Annotated in this window: 25 protein-coding genes; 9 read left to right on the forward strand and 16 right to left on the reverse strand. The window is 65.2% G+C overall.

Going from position 1 to position 26,181, the window contains the following annotated elements; translation table 11 throughout:
* Position 1 precedes the first annotated feature (1 nt).
* The gene (locus tag EB230_RS14490) at positions 2-991 is read left to right on the forward strand and encodes a LysR family transcriptional regulator (protein WP_172372857.1); all 990 of its coding nucleotides are present in this window, start codon (positions 2-4) and stop codon (positions 989-991) included.
* Here EB230_RS14490 and EB230_RS14495 read toward each other — a convergent pair.
* The 3 genes from EB230_RS14495 to EB230_RS14505 form a co-directional block, all read right to left on the reverse strand.
* Positions 988-1,716, reverse strand: coding sequence for an SDR family oxidoreductase (locus tag EB230_RS14495; RefSeq protein WP_172372859.1), 729 nt, complete (start codon positions 1,714-1,716; stop codon positions 988-990). The two genes, EB230_RS14490 and EB230_RS14495, sit on opposite strands and share 4 nt — an antisense overlap.
* 125 nt (positions 1,717-1,841) lie before the next feature.
* Positions 1,842-1,997 carry a hypothetical protein gene (locus tag EB230_RS14500; RefSeq protein WP_244494071.1) on the reverse strand — a complete coding sequence of 52 codons (156 nt, stop codon included), beginning with the start codon at positions 1,995-1,997 and terminating at the stop codon, positions 1,842-1,844.
* Positions 1,998-2,070: 73 nt separating this feature from the next.
* Positions 2,071-2,415 (reverse strand): VOC family protein, encoded by a 345-nt coding sequence (locus EB230_RS14505; RefSeq protein WP_065005370.1) that lies wholly within the window; start codon positions 2,413-2,415, stop codon positions 2,071-2,073.
* 195 nt (positions 2,416-2,610) lie between these two features.
* On the opposite strand from EB230_RS14505, the gene EB230_RS14510 reads away from it, so the two are divergent.
* Positions 2,611-3,210, forward strand: coding sequence for a YdeI/OmpD-associated family protein (locus EB230_RS14510; RefSeq protein WP_172372861.1), 600 nt, complete (start codon positions 2,611-2,613; stop codon positions 3,208-3,210).
* 2 nt (positions 3,211-3,212) lie between these two features.
* On the opposite strand, the gene EB230_RS14515 is transcribed toward EB230_RS14510, so the two are convergent.
* The gene (locus tag EB230_RS14515) at positions 3,213-3,842 is read right to left on the reverse strand and encodes a glutathione S-transferase family protein (RefSeq protein ID WP_172372863.1); all 630 of its coding nucleotides are present in this window, start codon (positions 3,840-3,842) and stop codon (positions 3,213-3,215) included.
* A 177-nt stretch (positions 3,843-4,019) separates the two neighbouring features.
* On the opposite strand from EB230_RS14515, the gene EB230_RS14520 reads away from it, so the two are divergent.
* From EB230_RS14520 to EB230_RS14530, 3 genes are all read left to right on the forward strand, one after another.
* Positions 4,020-4,718, forward strand: coding sequence for an SDR family oxidoreductase (locus EB230_RS14520; RefSeq protein ID WP_172372865.1), 699 nt, complete (start codon positions 4,020-4,022; stop codon positions 4,716-4,718).
* Positions 4,719-4,743: 25 nt separating this feature from the next.
* On the forward strand, positions 4,744-5,373 hold the full coding sequence (locus EB230_RS14525; RefSeq protein ID WP_172372868.1) for an NADPH-dependent F420 reductase: 630 nt from the start codon (positions 4,744-4,746) through the stop codon (positions 5,371-5,373).
* A gap of 186 nt (positions 5,374-5,559) precedes the next feature.
* The gene (locus EB230_RS14530; protein ID WP_246738960.1) at positions 5,560-6,663 is read left to right on the forward strand and encodes a transporter substrate-binding domain-containing protein; all 1,104 of its coding nucleotides are present in this window, start codon (positions 5,560-5,562) and stop codon (positions 6,661-6,663) included.
* Positions 6,664-6,783: 120 nt separating this feature from the next.
* Here the strand turns inward: EB230_RS14530 and EB230_RS14535 are convergent, their stop codons facing one another.
* Together EB230_RS14535 and EB230_RS14540 are read right to left on the reverse strand one after the other, a co-directional pair.
* Positions 6,784-7,125: a hypothetical protein gene (locus EB230_RS14535; protein ID WP_172372870.1), complete on the reverse strand. Its 342-nt coding sequence runs from the start codon at positions 7,123-7,125 to the stop codon at positions 6,784-6,786.
* A 26-nt stretch (positions 7,126-7,151) separates the two neighbouring features.
* Positions 7,152-7,463 (reverse strand): hypothetical protein, encoded by a 312-nt coding sequence (locus tag EB230_RS14540; RefSeq protein ID WP_056571164.1) that lies wholly within the window; start codon positions 7,461-7,463, stop codon positions 7,152-7,154.
* Between the two features lie 383 nt (positions 7,464-7,846).
* Here EB230_RS14540 and EB230_RS14545 point away from each other — a divergent pair, with 383 nt between their 5' ends.
* Entirely contained in the window at positions 7,847-9,469 is a 1,623-nt protein-coding gene (locus EB230_RS14545; RefSeq protein WP_172372872.1) for an ABC-F family ATP-binding cassette domain-containing protein, read from the forward strand.
* 72 nt (positions 9,470-9,541) lie between these two features.
* Here EB230_RS14545 and EB230_RS14550 read toward each other — a convergent pair whose 3' ends face one another.
* Positions 9,542-9,982, reverse strand: a complete 441-nt coding sequence (locus tag EB230_RS14550) for a hypothetical protein (protein WP_056571168.1) — start codon at positions 9,980-9,982, stop codon at positions 9,542-9,544.
* Positions 9,983-10,224: 242 nt separating this feature from the next.
* Between EB230_RS14550 and EB230_RS14555 the strand changes: the two genes are divergently transcribed.
* A complete protein-coding gene (locus EB230_RS14555) occupies positions 10,225-10,587 on the forward strand; it encodes a hypothetical protein (protein WP_056572092.1) in 363 nt (120 codons plus the stop codon).
* 46 nt (positions 10,588-10,633) lie between these two features.
* Here EB230_RS14555 and EB230_RS14560 read toward each other — a convergent pair whose 3' ends face one another.
* The 3 genes from EB230_RS14560 to EB230_RS14570 all read right to left on the reverse strand — a co-directional run bounded on the left by EB230_RS14560 (position 10,634) and on the right by EB230_RS14570 (position 13,741).
* Positions 10,634-11,281, reverse strand: coding sequence for a glutathione S-transferase family protein (locus EB230_RS14560; RefSeq protein WP_172372874.1), 648 nt, complete (start codon positions 11,279-11,281; stop codon positions 10,634-10,636).
* Between the two features lie 88 nt (positions 11,282-11,369).
* A complete protein-coding gene (locus EB230_RS14565) occupies positions 11,370-12,086 on the reverse strand; it encodes a hypothetical protein (RefSeq protein ID WP_172372876.1) in 717 nt (238 codons plus the stop codon).
* Positions 12,087-12,154: 68 nt separating this feature from the next.
* Positions 12,155-13,741 (reverse strand): FAD-dependent monooxygenase, encoded by a 1,587-nt coding sequence (locus EB230_RS14570; RefSeq protein ID WP_246738961.1) that lies wholly within the window; start codon positions 13,739-13,741, stop codon positions 12,155-12,157.
* Positions 13,742-13,973: 232 nt separating this feature from the next.
* On the opposite strand from EB230_RS14570, the gene plsY reads away from it, so the two are divergent.
* Complete coding sequence (gene plsY, locus EB230_RS14575; protein WP_172375082.1) at positions 13,974-14,642, forward strand: glycerol-3-phosphate 1-O-acyltransferase PlsY; 669 nt, start codon at positions 13,974-13,976, stop codon at positions 14,640-14,642.
* Positions 14,643-14,945: 303 nt separating this feature from the next.
* Here the strand turns inward: plsY and EB230_RS14580 are convergent, their stop codons facing one another.
* Entirely contained in the window at positions 14,946-18,893 is a 3,948-nt protein-coding gene (locus EB230_RS14580; protein WP_172372885.1) for an autotransporter domain-containing protein, read from the reverse strand.
* A 375-nt stretch (positions 18,894-19,268) separates the two neighbouring features.
* On the opposite strand from EB230_RS14580, the gene EB230_RS14585 reads away from it, so the two are divergent.
* The gene (locus tag EB230_RS14585; RefSeq protein ID WP_172375084.1) at positions 19,269-20,285 is read left to right on the forward strand and encodes a helix-turn-helix domain-containing protein; all 1,017 of its coding nucleotides are present in this window, start codon (positions 19,269-19,271) and stop codon (positions 20,283-20,285) included.
* Between the two features lie 45 nt (positions 20,286-20,330).
* Here EB230_RS14585 and EB230_RS14590 read toward each other — a convergent pair whose 3' ends face one another.
* From EB230_RS14590 to EB230_RS14610, 5 genes are all read right to left on the reverse strand, one after another.
* Complete coding sequence (locus EB230_RS14590) at positions 20,331-21,509, reverse strand: ABC transporter ATP-binding protein (RefSeq protein ID WP_081294863.1); 1,179 nt, start codon at positions 21,507-21,509, stop codon at positions 20,331-20,333.
* A complete protein-coding gene (locus EB230_RS14595; protein ID WP_081294864.1) occupies positions 21,502-22,644 on the reverse strand; it encodes an ABC transporter substrate-binding protein in 1,143 nt (380 codons plus the stop codon). The genes EB230_RS14590 and EB230_RS14595 overlap by 8 nt, the downstream gene beginning before the upstream one ends.
* The gene (locus tag EB230_RS14600; RefSeq protein ID WP_056571177.1) at positions 22,641-23,480 is read right to left on the reverse strand and encodes an ABC transporter permease; all 840 of its coding nucleotides are present in this window, start codon (positions 23,478-23,480) and stop codon (positions 22,641-22,643) included. The genes EB230_RS14595 and EB230_RS14600 overlap by 4 nt, the downstream gene beginning before the upstream one ends.
* Positions 23,481-23,493: 13 nt before the next feature.
* Complete coding sequence (locus tag EB230_RS14605; protein WP_172372887.1) at positions 23,494-24,372, reverse strand: ABC transporter permease; 879 nt, start codon at positions 24,370-24,372, stop codon at positions 23,494-23,496.
* Between the two features lie 212 nt (positions 24,373-24,584).
* Positions 24,585-26,135, reverse strand: a complete 1,551-nt coding sequence (locus tag EB230_RS14610) for a winged helix-turn-helix domain-containing tetratricopeptide repeat protein (protein ID WP_172372889.1) — start codon at positions 26,133-26,135, stop codon at positions 24,585-24,587.
* Between the last annotated feature and the right edge of the window lie 46 nt (positions 26,136-26,181).

Below are 26,181 nucleotides of genomic sequence, written 5' to 3' on the forward strand. Positions count from 1 at the left end.
GATGCATCCAAGACTGCTCAGGACCTTTCTCACGGTGGCGCGCGGCCGCAACATCACGCGCGCGGCCGAGGCGGTTCATCTCGCGCAATCGAGTGTCAGCGACCAGATCCAGACCCTCGAGGCCGAGCTTGGCGCTGCCTTGTTCACGCGCTCGAAGTCGGGCCTGGACCTGACGCCGGCGGGACTGGCGCTGAAGCCGATCGCCGAGGAACTGCTGCGGCTCGACGGCGAGGCGCGCGCGGCGGTGCTGCTGGCCGCCGGGCAGACAAGCGGGGCGCTGACCATCGGCGCGCTGGAAACGATCGCCTCGGCCCGTCTGGCGCCCTGGCTGCCGGGGTTCCAGGCCAGCCATCCCGAGATCACCGTGCGGATGAAGGTGGCCGACAGCGGCACGCTGCGGCACCTGCTGGAGGACGGCGATATCGATGTCGCCTTTTGCTTCGAGCGTCGCGACGGCGGGGGCGCTGCCGCCGATGAACGCCTGGCCAGCCGCACGATCGGGGCCGAACCCCTGGTGCTGGTCGCACCTCCGGGGCAGGCCACCGCGCCATGCGTGCTGCAAGACCTTGCCGCGCTGCGTTTCGTGGCGACGGAGCCTGGGTGCGTCTACCGTCATATGGTCGACACTGCTTTCGCCGAGGCGGGCATGGCGGCGCCGAGGCTTGCCGCCGAAGTCGGCAGCATCGGCGCCATCGTCCGGCTGGTGGCGGCCGGCACCGGCCTGGGCCTCGTTCCACGCCTTGCCGTCAGCGACGCGCTTGCGCGTGGCGATCTTGTCGAACTGCCATGGCCCGGCCGGATGCGGGCGGCGCCGCTGGCGATGATCTGGCGGCGCCGGCGCGTCCAGCCGCCGGCGCTCGGGCAATTGCTCGCCGCGGCGCGCGACATGCTGGCGCCAGAACGCTCCGGGGCTCGTTCAGGTCTTGAATCGGCCGATGGATCCAAGGTCTTGTTTCCAAACAATTCCCTGACGACGGGCGCCGCCAGCTAAACCAGCCGGTGCCCGCCCTCGACATGCAGCGTCGTTCCGGTGGTAAAGCCATTGCCGATCAGGAATACGATGGCGTCGGCGATGTCGTCCGGTCGGCCGACCCTGCCGACGGGCAGCCGCTCGGCCATCGCGGCAAGCGTCTCGGCCTTGCGGTCGCCGGCGACCTGCGCCCAGATCTCGGTATCGACCCAGCCGGGCGAAACGGCGTTGACGCGGATCGGCGCGAGTTCGACGGCAAGCGCCCGCACCAACCCTTCGAGCGCGGCGTTGATCGCGGCGACGACCGAGCCGCGCGCCGCCGGCCGGTAGGCAGCGATGCCGGAAACGAAGCTCATCGAGCCGGCTCCGGCCAGCCGTGGCGCGCCGTGCTTGGCGAGCAGCAATGGGCCATAGACCTTGCTCTCGACCACGCGTTGCGCCGCCTTGAGGTCAAGTTCCGGCAGCAACCTGTAGGCGCCCTGAATGTCGGCCGCCGTGCTGACAATGTGGTCGAGCCCGCCGATGCGCGCGAAGAGATCGGCGACCTGGTCTTCCCGGGCGATGTCGACCACGGACACATCGAGGTTCGTTGGGTTGCCAAGCGCTTCGCGCGCCTGTTGCAGCCTCCGCTCACCACGTCCGGCGATGGTGACCGTCGCACCGGCCTCGACGCAACGCCGGGCCAGCGCCAGGCCCATGCCGGAACCGCCGCCGACGATCAGGATCTTCTGGTTCGAAATGCTCATTTCGCTCTGCCTTTGCTGGATTGGACACAGGCAGGGATTGGCAGTTCGGCGCGGGCCAAGGGAAACGGAAGAAACCGATGGCGCCATCGGAAATGCCGATGATGCCGGGCAGAGGGACGTCTCGTTCAACGCGGGCTGTCCCAGACGGCGAACAGCAGCGCCTTCAACTGGGCGAGGCGCTCCGGCCCGGTGCGCCACTCTTCCTCGATGTCGCGCAATATGTCGACCATCTTCCAGAAAGCGGTGGCCGCCTTCGCCGTCGGAGCGGACGAGATAACCATAGTCTTCGAGGCTGCCGGTTAATCGCCTGCTTGTGCTGGCGAAATGCCGTCCCGCGCGAGCCGTTTGGCTCTCCTACTCGCGTTCCGCGCTCGCGAACACCACCAGGTTCCCGTCTGGATCGCGCATGCGCATGATCCAGAAATGGTCGGCCTCCTCGATCGGGCCGGGTTGGAGGCCGGCCGCCACCAGCCGCTGCCGTTCGGGGGCCAGGGGCAGGACGCCGAGCGTCAACGTCGAGGTGCCGGCCTTGTCCTTGTCCTCGAACAGCTGCAGCTCGGCGCTCTCGGTGAAGTGCCATTCGGCCAGCCCCGGCATCGGCCGGCGCAGCGGCGGCTTGCCGAAGAGCTTTTCGTACCAGCCGATGCTCGCTTCGAGATCGGAACAGCTGACATGGGCGAAAATGGTCTCTATCGCCATCGGGACCTCCATCGGGCGGTTGCACTGAAGCCGCAACGCGGCGATGGATGGGCCGTTCCGTTGCTTCGCGTCGGCGTGCCCCACTGCTGCCTAAAACTGACAGTGGACTGCGCCATGATGCGGGCAATCGCACCATGACGGAGGCAATATGAAAGTGGCGCCAGCGACAATGATACCGAACCGGCGGGCTGGCTGATGGCGCCGGTCAAGGTCGATCCCGCCAAGGTCCGGGAATTCCCCGACGCGGCCAGTTTCCACGCCTGGCTCGGCCAGCACCACGCCACGGAAACCGAAGTGTGGATCAAGATGCACAAGGTCGGCTCGGGGCTGAAGTCGATCACGCCCAAGGAGGCCATCGACGTCGTGCTGTGCTTCGGCTGGATCGACGCCGTGCGCAAGGGGCTGGACGAGAACAGTTTCCTGCAGCGCTGCACGCCGCGCGGCAGGAAGAGCATCTGGAGCAAGATCAACATCGACAATGTCGCGCGGCTGGTCGAGGAGGGCCGCATGACCGGGCATGGGCTGAGCCAGGTCGAGGCCGCCAAGGCCGACGGGCGCTGGGCGCGCGCCTATGGCAGCGGCAAGGAGATGAAAATCCCCGACGATCTGCAAGCGGCAATCGATGCCGAGCCGGCTGCGAAGGCGATGCTGGAAAAACTCAGCGCGCAGAACCGCTTCTCGCTCGCCTTCCGCACCCACAACATGAAGACCGAGGCGGGACGCCGGAAGAAGATTGAGACGTTTGTCGAGATGCTGAAGCGCGGCGAGACGATCCATCCGCAGGGGAAGAAATAGGCTCAGGCGCCCGCGTGCGGATCGATGCCGTAAAGGTGGACGGGGAAGCCGGGACCGATGGCGTCGCGCACGCGGTCGGTCCAGGCGAGGAATGCCGGGTAGTCCGCAAGAGAAAACCCGCAATCCTCCGCGCGGTGGCTGTAGGCATAGATAGCGATGTCGGCGATGGTGAGGTCGTTTCCGGTGAGGAATGGCGTCTCGCCAAGGCCGCGGTTCAGGGCGGCGAGGGTGCGCGCGCCTGCCTCGCGCTTGCCGGCAACCATGGCCTGGTTGCGCTCGAGCCGCCCGGTCAAGGTCCAGAAACGCAGCGAGCCGATGACGGGCTCGACATTGTATTGCTCGAAGAACAGCCACTGCATGATCTTGGCGCGTTGATAGCGATCCGAAGGCAGCAAGGGGGTGCCTTCGGCGAGGTAGGTGAGGATCGCGTTGGATTCGGCGATGGCGCTGCCGTCCTCGAGCTCAAGCACGGGAACCGCGCCGGCCGGGTTGAGCGCCAGGAAAGCATCGGTGTGGCTTTCGCCCTCGAAAATCGAGACGATGCGCGTGTTGTGAGGGATCTTCAGCAGCCCGAGCAGAACCCTGACTTTCCAGCCATTTTGCGATGGCAGATAATCGTGAAGCGTGAGCATGATCGGTCCTCGTGACGGATCGACGATCGCATGGCGCGATGCCGGCCGACACCCGATTCCTGCGCAATCAACTCATGCATCCGGCCGCATAATGACTGCGATCTCCACCATCTAATAAATCAATGCCGGCCATGCCATCTTCCTCGAGACGATCGACAAAGCAGAGGCATCCCCCCGATGAACGGACACCACGGCAAAATCGCCCTCATCACCGGCGCCAATCGCGGCATCGGGCTGGAGACCGGCCGCCAACTGGCGGAACTCGGCTTCACCGTGCTGCTCGGCGTGCGCGATCTCGCCAAGGGCGAGGCGGCGGCGAAAGAGATCGATGGCGATGCGCAGGCGATCGCGCTTGATGTCGCGGCGCCGGAGGCAGCAATGCGGGCCGTCATGGATGTCGAACGCCGCTTCGGCCGGCTCGACGTGCTGATCAACAATGCCGCCATCCACTACGACACCGGCACGCGCGCCTTGCGGCCCGACTGGACCGTGATCCGCGAGGCGTTCGAGACCAATGTCTTCGGCGCCTGGCGGGTGGCGGCCGCCTTCGCGCCGCTGCTTGGGGCGGGCGGTCATGGCCGGCTGGTCAATGTGTCGTCCGAAGGCGGTTCGCTGGCCTCGATGGGGGCAGGGGCGCCGGCCTATTCGACATCGAAGGCGGCGCTCAATGCGCTGACCCGCGTGCTGGCGGCTGAACTGCGTGGCTCCGGCGTGCTGGTCAATGCCATCTGCCCTGGTTGGGTCGCCACCGATATGGGCGGGCCGGGCGGTCGTCCGGTAGCGCAAGGCGCGGCCGGAATCGTCTGGGCCGCGATCCTGCCCGATGATGGCCCGACCGGCGGTTTCTTCCGCGACGGCAAAAGACTGCCGTGGTGAGGGCGATTTCAGACAGGAGGCGACGATGAGAATAGGAATTCTGGGCGCCGGCATGATCGGCGGCACGCTCGGACGGCTGTGGGTCGAGGCCGGACACAGCGTGGCCTTCGGCGTCAGGCATCCCGAACGGCTGCGCAAGATGCTTGGCGAATTCGGCGGCAGCGCCACCGCCGGACCGGTCCTTGACGCCGTCACCGGCGCGGACGCCGTGCTGGCCGCCATTCCGTTTCGGGCATGGCCCGATGTCGCGGCCGAGATCGAGGCGGCACTCGGCGACAAGGTGCTGCTCGACGCCACCGTGCCGGATCCGCCGCGCGACGGCGCCTTCGGCGACGCCGCGCTTGCCCGCGAGGACGGCGTGGCTCTTGCCGTGGCGCCGCTGGTGCCGCGCGCGCGGCTTGTTCGCGTCTTCAGCACCGTCATGTGGACGACGCTGCGATCGCAGGCGCATCGCGCCGGCGACAGGATCGGCATTCCGCTCGCCGGCGATGATGCCGGGGCCGTTGCCACCACGGCGCGGCTGGTGGGCGATGCCGGCTTCGATCCGGTCGTGGCCGGACCGCTGTCGCAGGCCCGCCGCTTCGATCCCGGTACTGTCGTCTTCGACAGCGGCATGAGCGGTCCGCAGGTTCGGGCCGCACTTGGCATTGCCTGATGACGGTTCAACAGGTGAATCGCGAAATCGCGCTAACTGCCTGTTTTTGCTTCAATCGGCGCGGGGCTGCCGTGCCTCGCTTCCTGGTTGGCGCCAACATCGCGGGTGGACGAAGGGCTGCATGACCGCTACCTTTTCGAACGCCGCGACGATCGCGCGGCGGAACCGGTCGCGGAGTCCTTGCCGTTGAGAAGATTTGCTTCGTGGGCGATGACGTTGTTCCTCGTCGCCGCCGTCGCGTGTGCCGCAACCGGCGCCACCGCGCAGACCGATCAGTCCTCGTCCCTGTCCGCCAAGGAGATAGCGGTCGGGATCAAGGCCGCGCCGCCCTTCGCCTTCAAGCTGCAGGACGGCACCTGGTCGGGGTTGAGCATCGATCTCTGGCAGAAAATAGCCGGGCGGCTCAACCTTCGCTTCCGCTATGTCGAAGTGCCAAGCGTGCAGGACCAGATCGACGGCGTCGTCAGCGGCAAGTTCGATGCGGCGATGGCCGCGATCACGGTCACCGCCGACCGCGAAAAGGTCGTCGATTTCACGCAGCCCTTTTTCTCGACCGGGCTCGGCATCGCCACGCCGCTCAACAGCCAGCCCTCCTGGCGGCCGGTGTTGCGCGCGCTGACCTCGTTCGGATTCCTGCAGGCGGTGCTGGGGCTGATCGTCATATCGGTGGTGGTCGGCGTGCTGATCTGGATGTTCGAACGCCGCCACAATGATGATTTCGGCGGCGGCGTCGCCAGGGGCCTGTTTTCCAGCATGTGGTGGTCGACCATCGCCGCGACACAGGCCAGCACCGGCGATTTCGGGCCGCGGACCGTGCCGGGACGCGTGCTCGCCGCGATCTGGATGATGGGCTCTATCATCGCGATCGCGGTGTTCACCGCCGGCGTCACATCGGTGCTGACGGTGACGCAGATGGAAGGCATGGTGCAGGGCGAAAGCGATCTCGCCAAGGTCAGGGTCGGCGCCGTGCGGAATTCGTCGACGGCGTCCTATCTGGATTCGACCCATACCCGTCATCAGGACTTCGCCACGGTCGAGCAGGGCCTCGACACGCTGCGCGCCGGCAAGATCGATGCGCTGGTCCACGACAAGCCGCTGCTTGGCTGGCTGGTCGGGCAGAACTACGCGACCAACCTGCAGGTTCTCGACGCGAGCTTCGACCAGCAGCAATACGCCATCGCGCTGCCGCTCGGCAGCCCGCTGCGCAAACCTCTCGATGTCGCCCTGCTGCAGACGATGGAGAGCGACTGGTGGAAGCAGGCCGTTTTCCAGTATCTGGGCGAGAAATAGCGCATGCAAGGGGCAGCGCGCGCATCCTGACGCGCAAGAAAAAGCCGCCCCCGCTTCATGCGAGTGGCGGCTTTTTCCCGGGAGGAAGTCAGGGGGAAGTCAGGGGGAAGTCAGGGCAGCTCAAGCAGCCTTGGCGTGCTTGTGGCCGTGCTTCTTGTGGGTACGGATGTGGTGATGCTTCCTGGCGGCGTGCCGGTGGCCGTGCTTCTTGCCCGCGTGCCGGTGAGCGTGCTTGCGCACATGCCTGTGGTGCTTCCTGTGGTGCCGGTGACGCTTGTGCGCGGCCGCCTTGACCGGCGTCTTCGCCGCCTCCACGGCAGGAGCGGTCGCGGGGGCGGTCGTCGTCGCCGGAGCAGTCGTCGTCGTGGTGGTCGTGGCCGCCGCGTTGGCGGTGCCGACAACAGGCATTGCCAGACCGAGAGCGATGGCCAGGCCGAGCGCGGAGAGGAGGGGCTTGTTCATGATGGGCTTTCCTTCGAGGGTTGCTGTCACTGGTTGAGGTCGATCGGTGTCACGCCCAGCAGCTTCAAGGCGTTGGCGTAGGTCCGGATGCCTTGCGCCTGCTTGCGCTCGGCGCAGAACCGGTTCGCTTTTTCCTTGAGGGCCGTTGCCTCCGCGATCTCACTCACGCTGGCACCGGGTTCGGCTTTGGTCTGGATGGCTCCGTCGAGTTGGAGGCCGAGCCGGCTGCAATATTCGCTCCGGGTAACCGCCGCCTCCGCGCCCGACGATGCGACCGCGAGCATGGCAAGTGAAATGCCTGAAACGGCACCCATCCATCCGGTCGAACGTCGTTGCATTGTCGGGACCATCCCTTTGCGTTGGTGTGGCGGTCTCTGTCCGGCCGCCGCGAGGATGGTTATCGCAGATGATGTTTTCCTCAGTTTTTCCCGGATGTTGAATCTTGTTTCTGAAGTGTGTCTGACGGGTTTTTCTTTCTCCCCTTGTGGGAGAAGGTGGATCGGCGCGTAGCGCTGAGACGGTTGAGGGGTGGGTGACGGAGTGCCGTCGGCGCCAAGCTGGAGCACCCTCATCCGACCTCGCTTTCGCGAGGCCACCTTCTCCCGCAGGGGGAGAAGGATGAGTGTCGTGCCCGCTGCGGCGGTAGCGCCTCTTCCTTTGACGCGCGCCATCGCGTATGGCCCCGGGAAAATCCTCCAAGTTCCAATTCCCCGGAAACCGCATGATCAGACTTGAAAGCATCAGCAAGCAGAACGGCCGTCAGCTCGTCTTCATCGAGGCGTCGGCCGCGCTGCAGAAGGGCGAGAAGGTCGGCCTTGTCGGGCCGAACGGCGCCGGCAAGACGACCTTGTTTCGGATGATCACCGGCCAGGAGCAGCCCGACGAGGGCCAGGTGCAGGTCGATCGCGGCGTCACCATCGGCTATTTCAGCCAGGATGTCGGCGACATGTCGGGCCACAGCGCTGTCGCCGAAGTGATGAACGGCGCCGGCCCGGTGAGCGAGGTGGCGGCCGAGATGGCGGAACTCGAGGCCGCCATGGCCGATCCCGACCAGGCCGACCGCATGGACGAGATCATCGAGAAATATGGCGAGGCGCAGCATCGCTTCGAGGAACTCGACGGCTATGCGCTCGACGGCCGGGCGCGCGAGGTGCTGGATGGCCTCGGTTTTAGCCAAGAGATGATGGACGGCGATGTCGGCAAGCTCTCCGGCGGCTGGAAGATGCGCGTGGCGCTGGCGCGCATCCTTCTGATGCGGCCCGACGTCATGCTGCTCGACGAGCCGTCCAACCATCTCGACCTGGAAAGCCTGATCTGGCTGGAGCAGTTCCTCAAGGGCTATGACGGCGCGCTGTTGATGACCTCGCACGACCGCGAGTTCATGAACCGCATCGTCAACAAGATCGTCGAGATCGACGCCGGTTCGCTGACAGCCTATTCCGGCAACTATGAATTCTACCAGCAGCAGCGGGCGATCGCCGACAAGCAGCAGCAGGCGCAGTTCGAGCGCCAGCAGGCGATGCTGGCCAAGGAGATCGCCTTCATAGAGCGCTTCAAGGCGCGCGCCTCGCATGCGGCGCAGGTGCAGAGCCGGGTGAAGAAGCTCGACAAGATCGACCGCGTCGAGCCGCCCAAGCGCCGCCAGGTGGTGAATTTCGAATTCCAGCCGGCGCCGCGCTGCGGCGAGGATGTCGTGACCTTGAAGAATGTTCACAAGGCCTATGGCAGCCGCACCATCTATGAGGGGCTCGACTTCCAGGTCCGCCGCCGCGAACGCTGGTGCATCATGGGCGTCAACGGTGCCGGCAAGTCGACGCTGCTCAAGCTGGTGGCCGGCGCTTCCGACCCGGACACCGGGACGGTGGCGCGGGGACCGAGCGTGAAAATGGGCTATTTCGCCCAGCACGCCATGGAGCTGCTTGAGGGCGAACGCACCGTGTTCCAGACGCTGGAAGACAATTTCCCGCAGGCCGGCCAGGCGCCGCTTCGCGCGCTTGCCGGCTGCTTCGGCTTTTCAGGCGACGAGATCGAGAAGAAATGCCGGGTGCTGTCGGGCGGCGAGAAGGCGCGGCTGGTGATGGCGCTGATGCTGTTCGACCCGCCCAACCTCCTGGTGCTGGACGAGCCGACCAACCACCTCGATATCACCACCAAGCAGATGCTGATCGAGGCGCTCTCGCAATATGAAGGCACGATGCTGTTCGTCTCGCACGACCGGCACTTCCTGGCCGCGCTCTCCAACCGCGTGCTGGAACTGACGCCCGAAGGCATCCACACCTATGGCGGCGGCTATACGGAATATGTCGAGCGCACCGGGCAGGAAGCACCGGGCTTGCGAAGCTGACAAAAAGGGCGGCCGTCGAGCCGACGCCGCCCTTGGAACCAGCTTGCTGTTAAAAGGGCGGAATGAGCGCCCTTACCGCAGCGAGATGGCCATGCCGCTGAGATCGGCGTTGACCTGCAGCCCGACCTGCTTGCCGGTGAGTTCGAGCTGGGCGCCCTTGTCATTGGTCATGACGATCACCTGGGCACCCTTGCCGAGCGTGCCGCCGCCACCCGCCGCGCCATAGACCCCCGTCACGTCGCGCGCGCGCCTGATATGGCGCACAGTGCCGTGGAAATAGGTCTTGGAAACGCCGAAGGCGAGGCCGCCCGAGACGCCGCCGATCGAGATCGGATAGGTCTTGCCGTGGAAGGTGAACGTGCCTTCGCCGCCGGAGCCGCCGACGAAGAAGGCGGCCTTGTAGACGGCAAAGCGGATCGTGCCGCTGTCGGCATGCGCGGCGCTGGCGACGCTGGCTGCCGCCGTGGCGATGGCGGCAATTGCGACGGACCGAAATCCGGACGAAATCTTCATGATGAAAGCTCCTTAAAATCGCCGCTTGCCCAACCGGCCGGGCGCGTCAGCGCTGTGTCAAAGTTACAACTGAACAGTCTCGCCGGTCATTTGGTTCCAGGCACGCGGCCCGAATCTGGCCGTGGGAAGATCGACATGAAGCGAGGCCTATGGCAAGCGCTGGGGCGGGACATCGCGTATACGTGATGGCGCGGCCGGAAATGTCCGTGGAAAGCGGAACGGCAACAGCAGAGGCTTCCGGCATGAGACTTGCGATACGCATTGCAATGTCCGCACTGGCCGCGACGGTGGCTGGATGCGCGACTTCTCCCGTCGACTATGGCGCGTCGCTTTCGCCGCGAGACCCGAAATGGGCATCGCCGGGATGCCAGCAGGCCCGCGCGGCGGCCGCGGACTATGCGGTTCGCGAAAAGCAGCACCCGGGCTGGGAATTCGTGGCGCTTGGCCCGTACGGCTTGGGCATCATCGCGGCAACCACGGAGGCCGAGCACAAGCAGCGAAAGCTGTTCGCCCGCAACGTGCACCTGCAATGCTCGAGCCTGCCCTTGCCGAAGGAATTGCAGGGTGATCCGAGCCCGGCGACCGCACAGGCGAAATATCCGTAACCGTGCCTGCCTGGGCAACCGGTCAGGCTGAAGGCGCCGTGGTGTGTCAGCTGGCCGATGGGGCGTTTATCGCAAATTGCGCGGCGAAGGCCCTGGCATAGGCAGGCCGCGCTTCTCCGCGCGCGACATAGGCGGCAAGGTTTTGATATTCGTCCAGAATGCCTGACATTCTGAGGCGCAGCAGCACCGATACCATCAACAGATCGCCGGCGCTGAACGCACCGTCGAGCCAGTCCGCGGCGCTAAGATAGGCCGAGAGCTTGTCCAGCATTGCCCGAACACGGTCTTTCACCAGTGGCAGGCGCTGCTGAGCCCAGGGCCTGTCGGCTTCGAATATCCTGGCGTTCGTCAAATCGAGGACCGGCGGCTCGACGGTGTTGAGGGCGGCAAACATCCAGGTGATGGCGCGGGCGCGGGCATCGCGATCCCCGGGCAGCAGGCCCGCATGCTGCTCGGCAAGATGAAAGACGATCGAGCCGGTCTCGAACAGGCACAGAGATCCTTCCTCATAGGTGGGGATCTGGCCGAAGGGATGGATGGCCAGATGGCCAGGCGCCTTCATTCCGGCAAAGGAGACGAGACGAACCTCATAGGGCTGCTCCACTTCCTCGAGCGCCCAGCGGACGCGCGTATCGCGCGCCAGTCCCCTGCCGCCATCGGGCGATCGTTCAAAGGCGGTGATGGTGGGGATCATTGGAAGGCTCCGAAGGGTTGGTGTCCAGGTCTGCGGCTGCACACAGAGGACGAACGACCGGGGCTGTTCCCGACAAGTGCCTTGTTTCTTAGCGCAGCAGGCCTTCCGCCTCGAACGTATCCCAGCTTTCCAATTTTGGCTGCGGAGCGCCTTCCTTTCCCGAAGTCCTGGCGCTGCGAGCCTTGCGCTCGCGCTTTCCCGCGCGCGTCAGGGCGGCCTTGCCGGCGCCGCGCCGTCTGTTTTCGGACGCTTCCCGCGCATCTTCCTCCCGCCAGGCGCTGGCCAGGTCGCGATCGAGAATGTCCTCGATGTGGCGTGGATCGAAAACGTGGAAGGTCACCGCCTTGGATCGCCCGCGCATCTTGACGGTGCGGGTGCCGATGCTCTTCAGGCGACCGTCCTTCAGCCATTTATGGCGCTCGCGGGCGGAGATGGCGAGGATGTCCTCTGCCTCGCGCGGCAGCACGGCCAGTGCTTCGATGCCCTCCAGCGTCCTGGATATGGTTTCAGAGGCTGCCTGGAACGCATCCGCGTCGGTTTTCAACATGCGCAATATGATGCGGCCTGTCTCAGCCTTGGCAAACGTCCTCACTGCCCACGGCAGGCGGGCTCGAACTTCGCGTTCGATCCCCTTCAGTCGGAAGGAGGAGCCAAGCGTCGCCGATGGCGGCAGCGGCCACTCGGCGACCACTGACGCCTTGGCGGTGCTCGCGCCTTGCTCGGATGTGCGACCGGGCGCGGCGGCAATCGCCGCGACGATGCCGCTCAGGACCTTCCGCAGGGAGTCGCGCTTCTTGGCTGCCATGCTTCATGTTCGCTCATCAGGGGCCTTTGTGGAACGACAGTTCGCACAGCAGACAACCGAAACCATGCTCAAACGGTTCCTCCAGCATATGTGGGCTCCTGGTCGCCTTCGCCAAACCATCGTGACGCAGCCTGGGCGGCGCGCTCGAGGTCAGGGTCAGGGGCATCATCAGCAGCCCAGGCGACGAAGCCATCGGGGCGCACGAGCAGGGCGCCCAGGCCCAGCCGCTCGATGGCATCCACGGCGACATAGCTGATCCGCCCGTTCCAGCGGTTCGCCAGCGCTTGCAGGGCAGGGTGGGCATCGAAGTCCAGCAGCAGGCCTTGCCCGCTCCTGAGGCGCTCGCCGAGCCTCGTCCCGTCGGCCAGCTCGAAATCGGGCGCGCTGCGGCCCACCAGCCTGTGGCTGCCGCCGAGATCGTAGCGCAGGGAAACGCCCCAGACGCGCTCGGCGAAGTAGGTCGCGCCATCTCGTGTTTCGATGAGATCGCGGATGATGGCTTCGAGCGCGCGCGAACTGCGGCTTGGCCGCATCAGCGCGACCTGGGCGCGCGACCAGTCGAGAACCTGCGCCCCCACCGGATGCCGCTCATCGAAATAGCTGTCGAGCAGGCCGGCAGGCGCGTCGCCGCGGATGGTGGCGGCGAGCTTCCAGCCGAGGTTCATCGCATCGCCGAGCCCGAGATTGAGGCCCTGGCCGCCCAGCGGCGAATGGATATGCGCGGCATCGCCGGCAAGCAGCACCTGGCCGTTGCGGTAGGCGGTCGCCTGGTAGGCGCGATCGGTCCAGGTTGTGGCGAGGTGCAGCGCCGTCAAGGTCACGTCCGTGCCGGACACGCGGCGCAGCACCGCCTGCACATGCTCCAGCGTGATCGGCTCCGTGCGGTGGAACGCGGCGCCGTCGAACTCGACCATGGCCATCGTGCCTGGCCGTGCGTGGGTATACATGCCTGTCGGCGTGTAGTGGCGGCCGAGGCTGAGCGTGTCCGGATCGGCCAGCTCGACTTCGACGGAATAGCCGGTGAACTCGGCATCGGTGCCGGTGAACGCAAAGCCACCAAGCTTGCGAACCGTGCTGCGGCCGCCATCGCAACCGACGAGCCAGCGGGCGTGAAAAGTCTTGCCACCGGCGCGGACGGTCACGCCTTCGTCCGACTGGTCGAAGTTTTCGACGCCGAGGCCGCGCCTGATCTCGACGCCCATGGCGCCCGCGCGGACGGCAAGCACGGTTTCGAGATGCTCCATCTCGACCGCCATGCTGGTGCCGGCCGGGCCGGGCAGACGATAGGGCCATTTCGAGGTGTCGACGGCATCTAGGTAGAACTGGATGCCGGCGAAATGGCCGCCCGGGCGGCGCGGCTGCTGCATCCAATGCGCGGCGGCCGCTTTGCCGCCGGCGGGGCCATCCTTGGCGGGCGGCGCCCCAATGTCGTCCAGCAGGCCGCGCCGGTGGAAGGCCTCGATGGTGGGTGCCGAGAGGCCACGCATGCCGAAGGGCAGCCGCTTCAGCGGCGAGCGCGGATCCTCGGCCTTTTCCAGCACCAGCACGGAAAGGCCCGCCAGGCGCAGCTCACAGGCGAGAAACAGGCCGACCGGACCGGCACCGGCAATCAAGACATCATATGGCACGACATCATGGGGAATCGGGTTGGGCATGAACTACTCCTTGGTCGATGTGTTCGACCGGAGCGTTCCTCGGGTTGAGAGCCACACGGACGAACGATTGGACGCTCAACAGCGTCCGATGTTCGTCGTGGGGATCTCGTGCACGAAGCCAAAGACCAGAGCTCTCGTTACCGAGACGAGTTGGGCTTACCAAACCAACCCTGCCTTTTCCGACACGGGCTATATAAGGGTGGAGCGATTGATCCGCAACGGGGTGACCATCATGGTGTTCTGGATAGCGAGCGTGGCTGGACTGGCGATTGCCTATCTCTTCGGCTCGATCCCCACGGGCTATCTGGCGGGGAAACTGCTGGGCGGCATCGACATCCGGGAGCATGGCTCCAGATCCACCGGCGCCACCAACGTGTTGAGAACGCTGGGCAAAGGGCCTGCCCTGGCTGTGCTGCTGGTCGATGTGCTGAAGGGCGTGGCGGCGATTGTGTTTGCCCGCTGGCTCCATGCGTTCCTCACGCCACCGGCGGGATCTGACCCGCAAGGCTTTGTGTCCTGGGCCGTCTGCCTCGCCGGACTTGCCGTGCTGCTGGGGCATGGCCGTTCGATCTGGCTGAATTTCACCGGCGGCAAATCCGCGGCGACAGGGCTTGGCGTGCTTCTGGCGCTGTCCTGGCCGATCGGCCTGGGGGCCGCGGCGGTTTTCTGTGTCGTGCTGGCTATTTCCCGAATTGTTTCCCTGAGCTCAATGCTGGCGGCGTTGACCGCGATCGCTCTGGCCTGCGCCCTGGAGCAGCCCTTGCCCTACCGGCTGCTGGTGATTGCCGGCGGGCTCTATGTGATCGCGCGCCATCGCGCCAACATCCGGCGGCTCATGGCCGGGACGGAGCCGCGCCTGGGGCAAGGTCGCCCAGGATCGAAGACGGAACCGCAGGTCTAGAGCATTTCACCGTTTCACGGAAACGGCGAACTGCTCTGATCTCCGGCGCCAGTCCCACCGCCGCCGACTGGCCGCCCATCATGAAATGCGGTCGAGCGCCAGCCGCCGCGCGGCCGCCGTCTTTGCTTCCTCGATCCGTCCAAGCCCGGCAAGGGGAGGGGGCAGCCATCCATGCAGCATGCTGAAGCCAGGGTTCATCTCCACCGCTCGCCGGCCGGCTTCCATAGCTGTTCGAGCCGGCCAGCGGGATGCGGGAGCCAGGTGGACATCGGGCCGCCTGGAAGCGGCCCGATGTCCTGCTCCTTACCACGCGTACCGCACGGCACCCCGCCCTGCATAGCTGCGCGTGGCCTTGGAGAACTCACCGTCAACCGTCCCCGATAGCGTCCAGCCATTGTTGAATTTGAGCTCCGCGGATGCCGAGGTCAGCAAGGCGTCGGCCGCTCGTGCCGCCCCGCTGGCGACAAAGGTAGCACCCGGCAAAGCCTCGAAGGTCGCCGTGATATTGCGATCCGCGTTGAAGTCATGCGCCCAGGCGACACGGCTGCGCAGCGTAAAAATCTTGTCCTCGACTGCGAAAGACATGTTGGTCCGCATCCCAAGCTCCGCCCGAGTCGCGGTGATGTTCTTCGAGTCGTAGTTCAACGCGAACGTGTCAGCGCCGGATTTCGCGGTTTCGCTGTAGGCTGGCAACGACAAGGTCGCGAATTGCGCGGCGGTGTAAGGTGTCAGCTCGACCCATGGCGTGTCGAAACGGTAGCCGCCTTCCAGGCGCCCGGCGAATGCTTGCGGGTGTAGGCGCGCCTCGAGCCGGTCGGCACCGACCGAACGCTGCGTCGTTGCGTCCTGCCAGCCATAGGCAAGCGATGCATCGACATAGGCAGCGCCGATGTCGTGGCGGATGAAGGCGCCGGCCTGGAACAGGTCGGTTCTTCCCGAGCCGTAATCGCCGACGCTGAAGTTTGTCGCGCCGGCGGCCAAGGCGAAGCCGGCGAGCGTATCGGGCGAAAGGCGGTAGTCGGCACCGCCCGCCAAGCCGTAGAGCCGGGTGGTCAAGTTGCTGCTGCCCTGGCCAGCATCACCGTCGGATGTCTGCGAGGAGCCGAAGGGGGCTGCCCAGACAGTCCAGCGTGATGAAGGTGCATCGCCGATCGACGCGGTGATGTCGCCGCCATGAGCGCGGCCATGAACGGAGCTGTCGCCCAGAACGCCCAGGAACTGGTCCATGGCGCTGAAGGTCGTCTGCTGCAATCCGATCGCGGTCTCGCCGGCGGCCTGGGACAGGCCGGCCGCGCCAAGCGCCGCGAAGGCCACCGGAATGCCGCCGGTGCTGTCGAAATAGCCGGTCAGCGCATTGGCGACCGACTGCTGATTGCCGTTCAGGCCACCCGGCACGACGAAATTCAGCTTGGTATTGAGATAAACAGCGGTGCCTTCGGGATCATAGTTCACGGTCTGCGAGAGCGACAAAGGTATGTTGCTGCTGACCGGCCCGCTGAACGTGCCGTCGACGCCGCCGGCGGCGGTCATGATCGTATATTGTCGCGCGACGTAGCTGCCCGGAGCGTAGGATGTCCGCAATGTCGCGTCGTTGAGGCTGGCCGTGCCGGTGATATCGACGCGCGCCGCGCTGGCCGGCGACACGTCCACGAGATAGGTCGACGCGGATGTCATCGACAGGTCGCCCTGCACCGTCAGCGTGCCGGTTGCACTGCCCGGCGCCAGCGTGCCGCCATCGATGGTGACGTTTCCAACCGTGCCGATGCCGCCAAGCGTGCCGCCGGCGTTGACCGTTGTCATCGAGGATGAAGCGATCGAGCCGTTGACCGTGAGCGTGCCGCCGTCTTCGACCGTGGTGGTGCCGGTGTAGGTGTTGATGCCGTCGAGCGTCTGATGGCCTCCTTCGATGATGAGGCCGGCGGGATCGTAGGAGTCGGCAAGCACGCCGGCATAGGAGGTCGAGCCGTTCGTGATCTTGAGTTTGTCTAGTATGTACACCGTGCTGGCGGCAACGCCGCGCAAGGTCTGTATCGTGCCGGTCGCCGAGCCAAACTCGACTTGACCCTCGCCAGTGAGGTTGAGCTCGCTCGAAGCGGCGATGGCATCGTCCGAGTAAATCCCCAGATAGCCGTACCCTACCGTTGTCGAGCCGGTATAGGTGTTCGTGTTGCCAAGATTCAGATATCCGTCGGCGACCGTGACGCCGCCGGTTCCTTCGATGACGCCCATAAAGCTGCTGGGCAGACCGCCGCCGTTGATCGTCAGTGTCTTGCTGCCGAGCTTGATGGTTCCGGAAGCCGTGTCAGGCAGACCGAGGCGAGAAAGACCGCCGATCGTTGCGCCGGAATTTGTCTGCGAAATGTCCAGCACGGAAGACAGGCCGCCGCCCGTGAAATACACGTCGCCGGCGATGCTTCCATTGCCCGTCAACACGACCGAGCCGCCGTCGATGCGCAGACGCGTCGCATTCTCGGCGGTCAATGTCAGCGTCCCCGCGCCAAATTTTCCCAGCGTGCTGCTGCCGGTAGCCGCTATCGTCGTGGCGAAGGTGACGTTCTGTCCATTGGTGTCGATGCCGATGAACTGGTTCGCGGCGGTTGAAATCCGGCTCGAAATGTCGGCTTGATTGTCGGCGCTGTATTGCAGCTTGCCTCCTCCGAACGTGCCGAAGGTGAGGGTGCCGGTGCTTCCCAGCGCGCCGGCACTGCCAAGATTGATCGTCCCGGCAGCGAACGTTACGCCGCCGCTGAGATCGTTGTTGCCGGTCAGCGTCAGCGTGCCGGTGCCCGACTTGGCGAGGCTGCCGCCGGACGACACCAGATCCGACGCCCAGGTGACGTTCTGGCCGTTGGTGTCGACGCTGACTTTCTGGCCGGCGGCGGTCGAGAGCCGGCTCGAATAGTCGACCTGGTTCAAGGCGCTGTATTGCAGCGTACCGCCGGTGAAGCTGAGTGCGCCTGATGTGCCGAGCGCGCCCGCGCTTCCGGCGTTCAGAATCCCGGCCGCGAAGGTGGTGCCGCCCGTGTAGGTGTTCGCACCTGTCAGCACCAGCGTGCCGGCTCCGGACTTGATGATGCCGCCCGCAGCCGTGGCATCGTGTATGACGTTGCCGAGCGTGACGCTGGCGCCGGCTGCCGTGCCTGGATCGATGGCAAGTGTCCCGGTGATGCCGATGCCGCCGTTGATCGTTCCGGTCGAGCTGGTATTGCCAAGCGTCAGGCTGTTGCTGCCGCCGGTGAACGTAATCGCGTCGGCTCGAACAGCGCCGGATGCGCCGAGATTCGACAGACCGCCGGAGATCGTGCCGAGATTGGTGACCGCAATGCCGCTGCCGACGATGCCGGCGCCACCGGCCGCGCCCGCCCCGCCAATGCCGCCCTGGATGATGGTGCCCTGCGCGATGTCGGCGACATTGCCGTCCGACCCCATGAAGTCGGCGCCATTTCCGCCTCGGCCCGATGCGCCGTTGCTATATCCACCAGTGCCTCCGGCGCCGCCATTGCCGCCGGTAATCGAGCCGGCGATCAGATTGAGTCTCGATCCGGCCGATCCGAAATAGATGCCGCCGCCGCCATCGCCGCCGCTCCCGCTGGAGCCGCCGCCGCCGCCGTAGCTGACGCCATTGCCGCCGGCACCGCCGTCGCCACCCTTCACCGTGCCCAATATGTTCAGGAACGACGTGCCGACGGTCGAGCCGATGCCGTAGCCGCCCGAACCGCCGCCGCCCGCGGCGCCGACCTCCGCGGTGCCGCCCGCGCCGCCATTGCCGCCGGTGGCCGATAGCAACTGGGCGCCGGGCGACGCGAGAAGAACGCCGTGGCCGCCGCCGCCACCACCGCCACCGCCGCCATAATTGGTGTTGCCGCCATTCCCGCCATTCCCGCCAACGGGACTGGCAATATCGCCGTTCGTGCCGCCCGCCCCGCCGCCGCCGCCCGCAAAGCTGGTGCCGTCGCCGCCCGCACCGCCGGCTGCCGCCGCGCCGCCGCCGCCGCCGCCGCCCGGGTAGAATAGCGTGTTGCCTTGGCCTGGCGTGCCAGCAACTCCGAAGGTCTGGCCCGCTCCGCCCTGGTTGCCGGCATTTCCATTGCCGCCGCGGCCGCCAACCGATTGCGCAACCGCGTCGTTCGCGATCAGCACAACACCGGCAAGCGCGGTGCAGACAAGAAGGCCTTGACGCCAGCCGTGATTTGCAACGACCTTGGCGCGGTTCGCGGCGAGAATGGATCGCCCTTGAGGGCTGCCCGCCATTGACCAATGAGAGGACATCTTCGCGGCACGAGAGCCGAAAGCCACCACGTCAGAAAAAATATGCAATTTACCCACCCAAGCACACGCCGCCATCGCGGCGAGATTCCCAATCTCAAGGCGGTTGAAACATGAGTTCGGCGTCGATGTCAGCAGCCGGAAAAGCGCGCTTTCGGCAAAAGCGTCGCCTTGAGACGCTCGATCAATCAATTCGCGGAATATCGAACAGTGGCTCCGCTTCGCATGTCGGAACGGACAGCTACCAGAGGCGTTAATTCGATCGGTGCCCTCGCGATTCCCAGCGGATTGGTGTTTCGAACTTGATCTAGCCACTTTCTTTTGTGGGCCGAACATAAGCGAAGAAGAATATATCTAAGCATGGCTGTACCTCGGCTCTATTACGTAACGACTGGGTTGGATGCGGATATAGCCTTCGCCACGTGGAGCGCGGTGTTGTCCCCCCTGTTCGAGCCACGCCCTTGGGCCCGAAGCAAAATCCTGCCCACCGGATCGGCGAACGGAGCGATCCTGGGCGACATGATCATCGCTAAGGTGGCGTTCGAGCCGCAGATGTTTGTCCGCGACGCCGAACGTATCGCCGCCACTCCAGACCACATCTTGTTGCACCTCTATCTTAGCGGCGGCTTCAACGGTCTGATCTCAGGAGAGCAGGCTTCGATCGGTCCGGGAAAGGTCGCGGTCATCGATCTGGCGCACGAGGTCAGGACGCGGGCGTTCGCCTCCAACACATTGTCGCTCGTCGTTCCCCGAACGATGCTGCCCGACATGGCACCCGGCACCCTGAAGGCTCGCCTCGATCCGCCTCGCAACGAACTGCTCGCCGCCCACATCCGGTCGCTTCAGGAGCGGAGTTCGCAGATCTCGGAAGACGAGATCGCGAGCACTGTTTCCGATACGGCGGATTTTCTCAGGCGCTTGTTCGGCCACGCGGATTTCACATCGCGAAATGCTCAAGATGCCGATGATGATTTTCTGTCACTGGCGCAAACGGCAATTCGCGACAATCTCGCCATTGGCAAACTGTCGCCGGATTTCCTGGCCGAAAAGCTTGGCATATCGCGGGCCACGCTTTACCGCGTTTTCGCCCCTCACGGAGGCATCATGCGTTACGTCCAGGAGCGTCGGCTGATTGCCGTGCGGGCAGCGCTGAGCGATCCTCTCGAAACGCGCAAACTGTCGCGAATTGCAGCCGATCTCGGCTTCAACAGCGAAGCGCATTTCAGTCGCGCGTTTCGCCAGCGGTTCGATATGACCGCTACCGAGTATCGCCAAGAACAGATCGAGGCTTCGAAGCAGACGCAGCTGACAAGCCCGGAAGTCGTCAATCGATGGTGGGTGGACGTGGCTACGACAGCGCGCTCGGCCAGCGCATAGGTGCTACCGCAGCAGCAGGCCGTGCCAACTCCTGGGCGACATGCATCACGAGATGCGCTGACCGTCCTCGTCGAGCAGAACGCAGCCCTCGGGATCGAATCCGAGGTCGATCGTCTCGCCTTCGCGAAGGACCCGGCCAGTGATCGTTGCGTTGGCGCGGATGCTGGTCTTGCCGCCGATGTCGATCTCGTAGATGGCGCTGCCGCCCAGATATGACGCCGAGACGACGCGGCCGGACAGATGGTTGGCGCCCGCCGCAGCGCCGACCGTCAGTTTCTGCGGCCGCACCACAACGGTGACCTTGCTGCCGTCGGCAAGCTGCCTAGGACAGGCCACGTTGACCGTCTGGCCGCTGGCAAGCACCACAGCCGTTGCCTTGCCGGATCCGCTCACGGTGCCGGCCAGCATGTTGGCCTTGCCGAGGAAATCGGCGACGAAGGCGGTGGCGGGCCGCTCGTAGACTTCCTCGGGCGTGCCGATCTGCTCGGCCGATCCCGCGTTCATCACCACGATGCGGTCCGACATGGAGAGCGCTTCTTCCTGGTCGTGGGTGACGAAGATGGCGGTGATGCCGGTTTCCTTCTGGATCTTCTTGATCTCGACGCGCATTTCCTCGCGCATGTTGGCATCCAAGGCCGATAGCGGCTCGTCGAGCAAAAGCACCTGCGGCTCGAAGACGATGGCGCGGGCAAGCGCGATGCGCTGCTGCTGGCCGCCCGACAATTGCGAGGGCAGTTTCTTCTCGCTGCCCGGCAGCCGCACCATTTCGAGCGCCTTGCCGACCCTGCGCACGATTTCCGGCTTCGGCACGTTGCGGTATTTCAGGCCGAAGGCGACGTTGTCGAACACGGTCTTGTGCGGGAACAGCGCGTAGCTCTGGAAGACAAGGCCGATGTTGCGCTTGTAGATCGGCACGTCGTCGACCCGGCGCCCGTCGATCATGATCTGGCCGCCTGAAATATCGACCAGGCCGGCGATGGAGCGCAGGATCGTGGTCTTGCCGCAGCCCGAAGGGCCGAGCAGCGTGACGAAGGAGCCCTTGCGGATCGACAGCGAGAAATCGCGCACGGCGACGAACTTGCCATAGGCGATGTCGATGTTGCGAAACTCGACCGCCGGCTGGCTCGCTTCGGCGCTGTCCGATGCGGCCTTGCCCGCGCCGGACAGCGTCGCCCCGGCCGCTTCCGGCCGGGGCAATTCTGAAAGGTCGTTTCTGTCAGGCACCTTTCGAGATCCTGTTCCACTGCTTGGTCCAGGCGTCCTCGTTGGTCGCCCAGTAGACCGGGTCGGCGAAGGTCAGCGACTTCATCGTGCCGGTCTTGTCGAAGGCCGGCAGCTTCTCGATCTTCTCGGTGAGCTTGACCTTGGTCGGGTCGAGCGATGGCGGATAGCTCTGGCCCTCGGCCACCGCGATGGAGGTCGCCGGGTCGAGCATGAAGTTGATCAGCTCCTCGCACTCGGCCATCGGCGAGCCCTTCAGGATCAGCATGTCCTCCATCCAGGCATAGGAGCCGGCCGGATCGAGATAGCCGATCGGATGGCCCTGGTCCTGCAAGGCCGCGACGCGGCCCGACCAGGCGTCGGTCACCACGATCTCGCCCTTGGAAAGCAGGTCCATCAGCTCGGCGCCGGAACTCCAGAACTTCTTGGCAAGGTCGCGCGTCTCGCGCACCTTGGCCCAGATCGTGTCCATGTCCTTGATGTTGTTGGGGTCCTGCCCGGTGGCGAGCGCGGCGTACCAGACGCGCGTGGTCATGTCGTCATAGCCGCCGACCTTGCCGGCATATTTCTTGTCGAGCAAAAGGGCGGCGCCCTTTTCCTTGGCTTCCTCGGGCGAGATCACCTTGGTGTTGTAGGCGATGCCTGTCGTGCCGTAGTCGTAAGGCACGGCCGAAAGTTTCGGCGTCAGCTTGCGGAACGGCTCGATCATCGGCTGCAGCACATTCGCCATGTTGGGAATATTGGCCTCGTTGATCTCCGAGGTCAGGCCGCCATTGACGTATTTGATGTAGTAGTTGACGCCGGAGGAATGGATGACCTGGTAGTCGCCGGGCTTCGAGGTCTTGATCTTGGTGATGATCTCGTCCTCGTCGCCGAACGTGCCCTGGACGACCTTGATCTTGGTCTTGGTCGTGTAGGGCTGGAAGGCGTATTTGTCGATCGCGTCCTGCACAGTGCCGCCCCAGCCGTCGAAGCGAACCTCCTGGACCGCGGCGAGCGCCTGCCGCATCCAGGGCATGTCGAGACCCGCCGCGGCAGCCGCGGCGGCTGTCAGCGTCAGGAAAGTGCGGCGGCTGAGATCACCGTTTCGATATCGATCATGCAGCCGTTCAAGCCGCTTGCCGTTGGACAGTTTCATCGTGCTTCCTCCTTTGGTTCGCCACGTCTTTTCAATCTGGTCAGGCTTTGCAGGATCAGGCCGCCGAGCAGCGGGATGCCTACGGTCACCAGGATCATCACGGTGCCGAGCGCGTTGATCTCGGGACTGATCGAGATCTTGAGCATCGAAAGGATCTGGGTGGGCATGGTCTCGACGCCGGCCGGGCGCCAGAACAGGCTGGCCGACGTGTTGTCGAACGAGATGGTGAAGGCGAGCAGCGCGCCGCCGACGACGGCGGGGATGAGCAGCGGCAGCGTGATCTCGCGGAACGACGAGAAACGCGAGGCGCCCAGCGAGAGCGCCGCCTCCTCGTAGACGCGCCGGATGCCGACCATGCGCGCCTGCGCGATCAGCACCACATAGGGCACGGCGAGCAGGATATGGCCGAGCACCAGCAGCAGCATGGTCCTTGGCTGGTCGACCGCCTTGATCAGCACCAGAAGGCCGACGCCCAGGATGGTCTCCGGCACCAGCGCCGGCAGGATCACCAGCGTGCTCAGCGCCTGCTTGCCGGGGAATTCGAAGCGCACCAGCGCAAAGGCGGTGACCACGCCTATCGCCGTGGTGACGGCGGCGGTGAGCAGCGCGATCCACAGCGAGGTGCGGAAGGCGGCCAGCACCTGCTCGTTGGTCATCAGCTTGGCGTACCATTGCAGGGAGAAGCCGGTCATCGGGAAGCCGCCGAACATCGAGGCGTTGAACGACAGGATGACGGTCGCCACGATCGGCGCGAACATGAAGATGTAGACGCAGATCGTGACGAAGCCGGTCAGCCGCCAGGCCCATCTGCCTTCTTCCTTGCGCCGCGCCTTCATCCGCCCAACCCCGTCATCCACCAAGTCCTTTGACGATCTGCGACATGCCCATGTAGCGGGTGTAGATGGCGGCGAAGAAGCCGAGCACCAGGAACAGCACGATCGAAAGCGTGGCGCCCATCGGCCAGTTCAGCTCGCCCATGATGGTGTCGTAGATCAAATTGCCGAACAGCGCGTCGCGCCCCGAACCCAGAAGCTGCGGCGTCACGTAGCTGCCGGCGGCCAGCACGAAGCAGAGCAGCAGGCCTGCCGCCAGGCCCGGCAGGGACAGCGGCAGCGTGACCTCGCGGAACGCCTGCGCGCTGGTGCAGCCCATGGAACGGGCGGCCGAGATCAGCGTGCGGTCGATGCCCTCGAGGCTGACATAGACGTTGAGGATCATGTAGGGCAGGAGGAAGTGCAGGAGTCCCAGGATCACCGCGCCCTCATTGTAGAGCATCGGCAGCGGATCGCTGATGATCCCCATCCTCAGCAGCGCGACGTTGATGACGCCTTGTTCGCCCAGGATGTTGATCCAGGAGAAGGTGCGGATGGTGAAGGAAATCCAGAACGGCACGATGAGCAAGAGCAGGAGCAGCCATTTGTGCTTGAAGGTCGTCGCCCAGATGAAATAGGCCGGGAAATAGCCGAGCACGCCGCAGAGCAGCGCCGTCATCGCGCCGACGCGCAGCGTCTTCAGGAGGAAGCCGTGATAGTAGCTGTCGGTGAGGAATTCGTGCCAGTTGGCGGTCGTCAGCGCGCTCGTTTCCACACCGGCGGTGACGAAGGTGAAAAAGGTGTAGGCGCCCATCACGGCGATCGGCAGCACCAGGAAGAAGATCAGCAGCAGGAGCACCGGCGCGACCAGCATCCAGGCCAGCCGCGGATCATACAATGTCCATCGTCGTTTCATGACCACCCGGTGCGCTTTCTTTGAAGCGCCTGTTTTGTTCCCGGTGCCAAGATTGGGTGATTAACGGCCCGATGTCTACACCAGGCGATTGAGCCAGTGGACATCCGTGCGCCGCGGGCCGCGATAGACGACGAAACTCGATAGGCGGACGGCGTGGCAACAGGGGCCGTGGCCGTCCGACCTGGTTGATTTTTACCCGACGGCAATCGCTTCTATGCCGGCAACCCTGCCGTTCGCATGGCGTCGCTGACGTCGTCGATGATGCCAGGCGCAAGTCCGACGGCGGCGGACCAGCGGCCGATGGTGAAGCGGGGATCAAGCGACAACAGCCGTGCGGCCGATGCCTTGGCCTCCTCGATCCGGCCGAGTCGGGCAAGGGGAGCGGCCAGCCATCCGTGCAGGATGCTGAAGCCGGGGTTCATCTCCACCGCCCGCCGGCCGGCCGCGATTGCCTGCTCATGCCGGCCGTTGAGAAAATTGCCGAAGCCGATCATGCCTTGCGGGACGCAGTTCATGGCGTCCAACGGATTCAGCCGCAACGCCTGCTCGCCCCAGTCGATGGCCCGTGTCGCATCGCCGCCATAGGCGACCGGCACGCAGCCAAAGGCATAGACGAAGGCACATGAGGCGCTGAGCGCGAGCGCCTGCGAAAACGCCTGGTCGGCGAGCCTGCGGTCATGCTCGACCAGCCCGATGGTGAAACCGGCCAAAGCCAGCGCCATGGCGTCGCCCGAGCCGTGCTCGATCGCCGCATGGGCATGGCGGGACGCCTTCCGGCTATGCTCCGCCCCCATGCCGCCACGGATAAAAAGGGTCTGGTGCGCCCAGGCGGCAAAGCCGTGGACGAGCGCATAGGTCGGCTCGATGGCCAGCGCCTGGTCGAGCAGGGGCAGGCCCCTGGCGGCGCCCTGCGGCATGAAGGTGTAGACGTCGGGCAGCGCGCGCAGAAAAAGATCGTAGGCGTCGAGACTGTCGGGGCGCCGGCGCTTGACGCGTTCGATCTCGGCCCGGCGCAAATTGGGCTCCATGGCCGCGACGACGCTGATGGTGATCTCGTCCTGCAGCGCGAACACGTCGGTCAGCTCGCGGTCGTAGCGCTCGGCCCACAGGTGGCCGCCATCCTCGGCATCGATCAACTGGCCGGTGATGCGCACGCGGCTGCCGACCTTGCGCACGCTGCCTTCCAGCACATAGCGCACGCCGAGCTCGCGCCCGACCTGCTTCACATCGACCGCGCGGCCCTTGTAGGTGAACGAAGAATTCCGCGCGATAACGAACAGCCAGCGGATGCGCGACAGACCGGTGATGATGTCCTCGACCATGCCGTCGGCAAAATAGTCCTGATCGGCATCGCCGCTCAGGTTGACGAAGGGCAGCACGGCGATGGAGGGGCGGGCCGGAATGCCAAGGCCGGGCTTCGCCTGCTCGACCGGGGCGATCGTCTCGGCGCCGACCTCCTCGCGCACGGTGCCGACGAACCGAAAGCCCCGGCGCAGGATAGTGCGGACCAGGCGCTGCTGCTCGCCATTGTCCTGAAGGGCGCTGCGGGCGGCGTTGACGCGGCTGGCCAGCGTGGCGTCGGAAACTATGCGCCCCTGCCAGACAGCGTCGACCAGGTCGTCCTTGCTCACCACCCGCTCGCGATTGCGGATCAGATATTGCAAGAGGTCGAACACTTGCGGCTCGACGGGGACCAGATCATCGCCACGGCGCAGTTCGCGCCGCTCGCCGTCCAGAGCGAAATCCTCGAAGAGATACGGCAATTGCTGGCTCCGGATGGGCGGAAATCGCGACTCTGGACACTGTAGC

It is taken from the genome of Mesorhizobium sp. NZP2234 (assembly GCF_013170765.1).
GTDB lineage: Bacteria > Pseudomonadota > Alphaproteobacteria > Rhizobiales > Rhizobiaceae > Mesorhizobium > Mesorhizobium loti_D.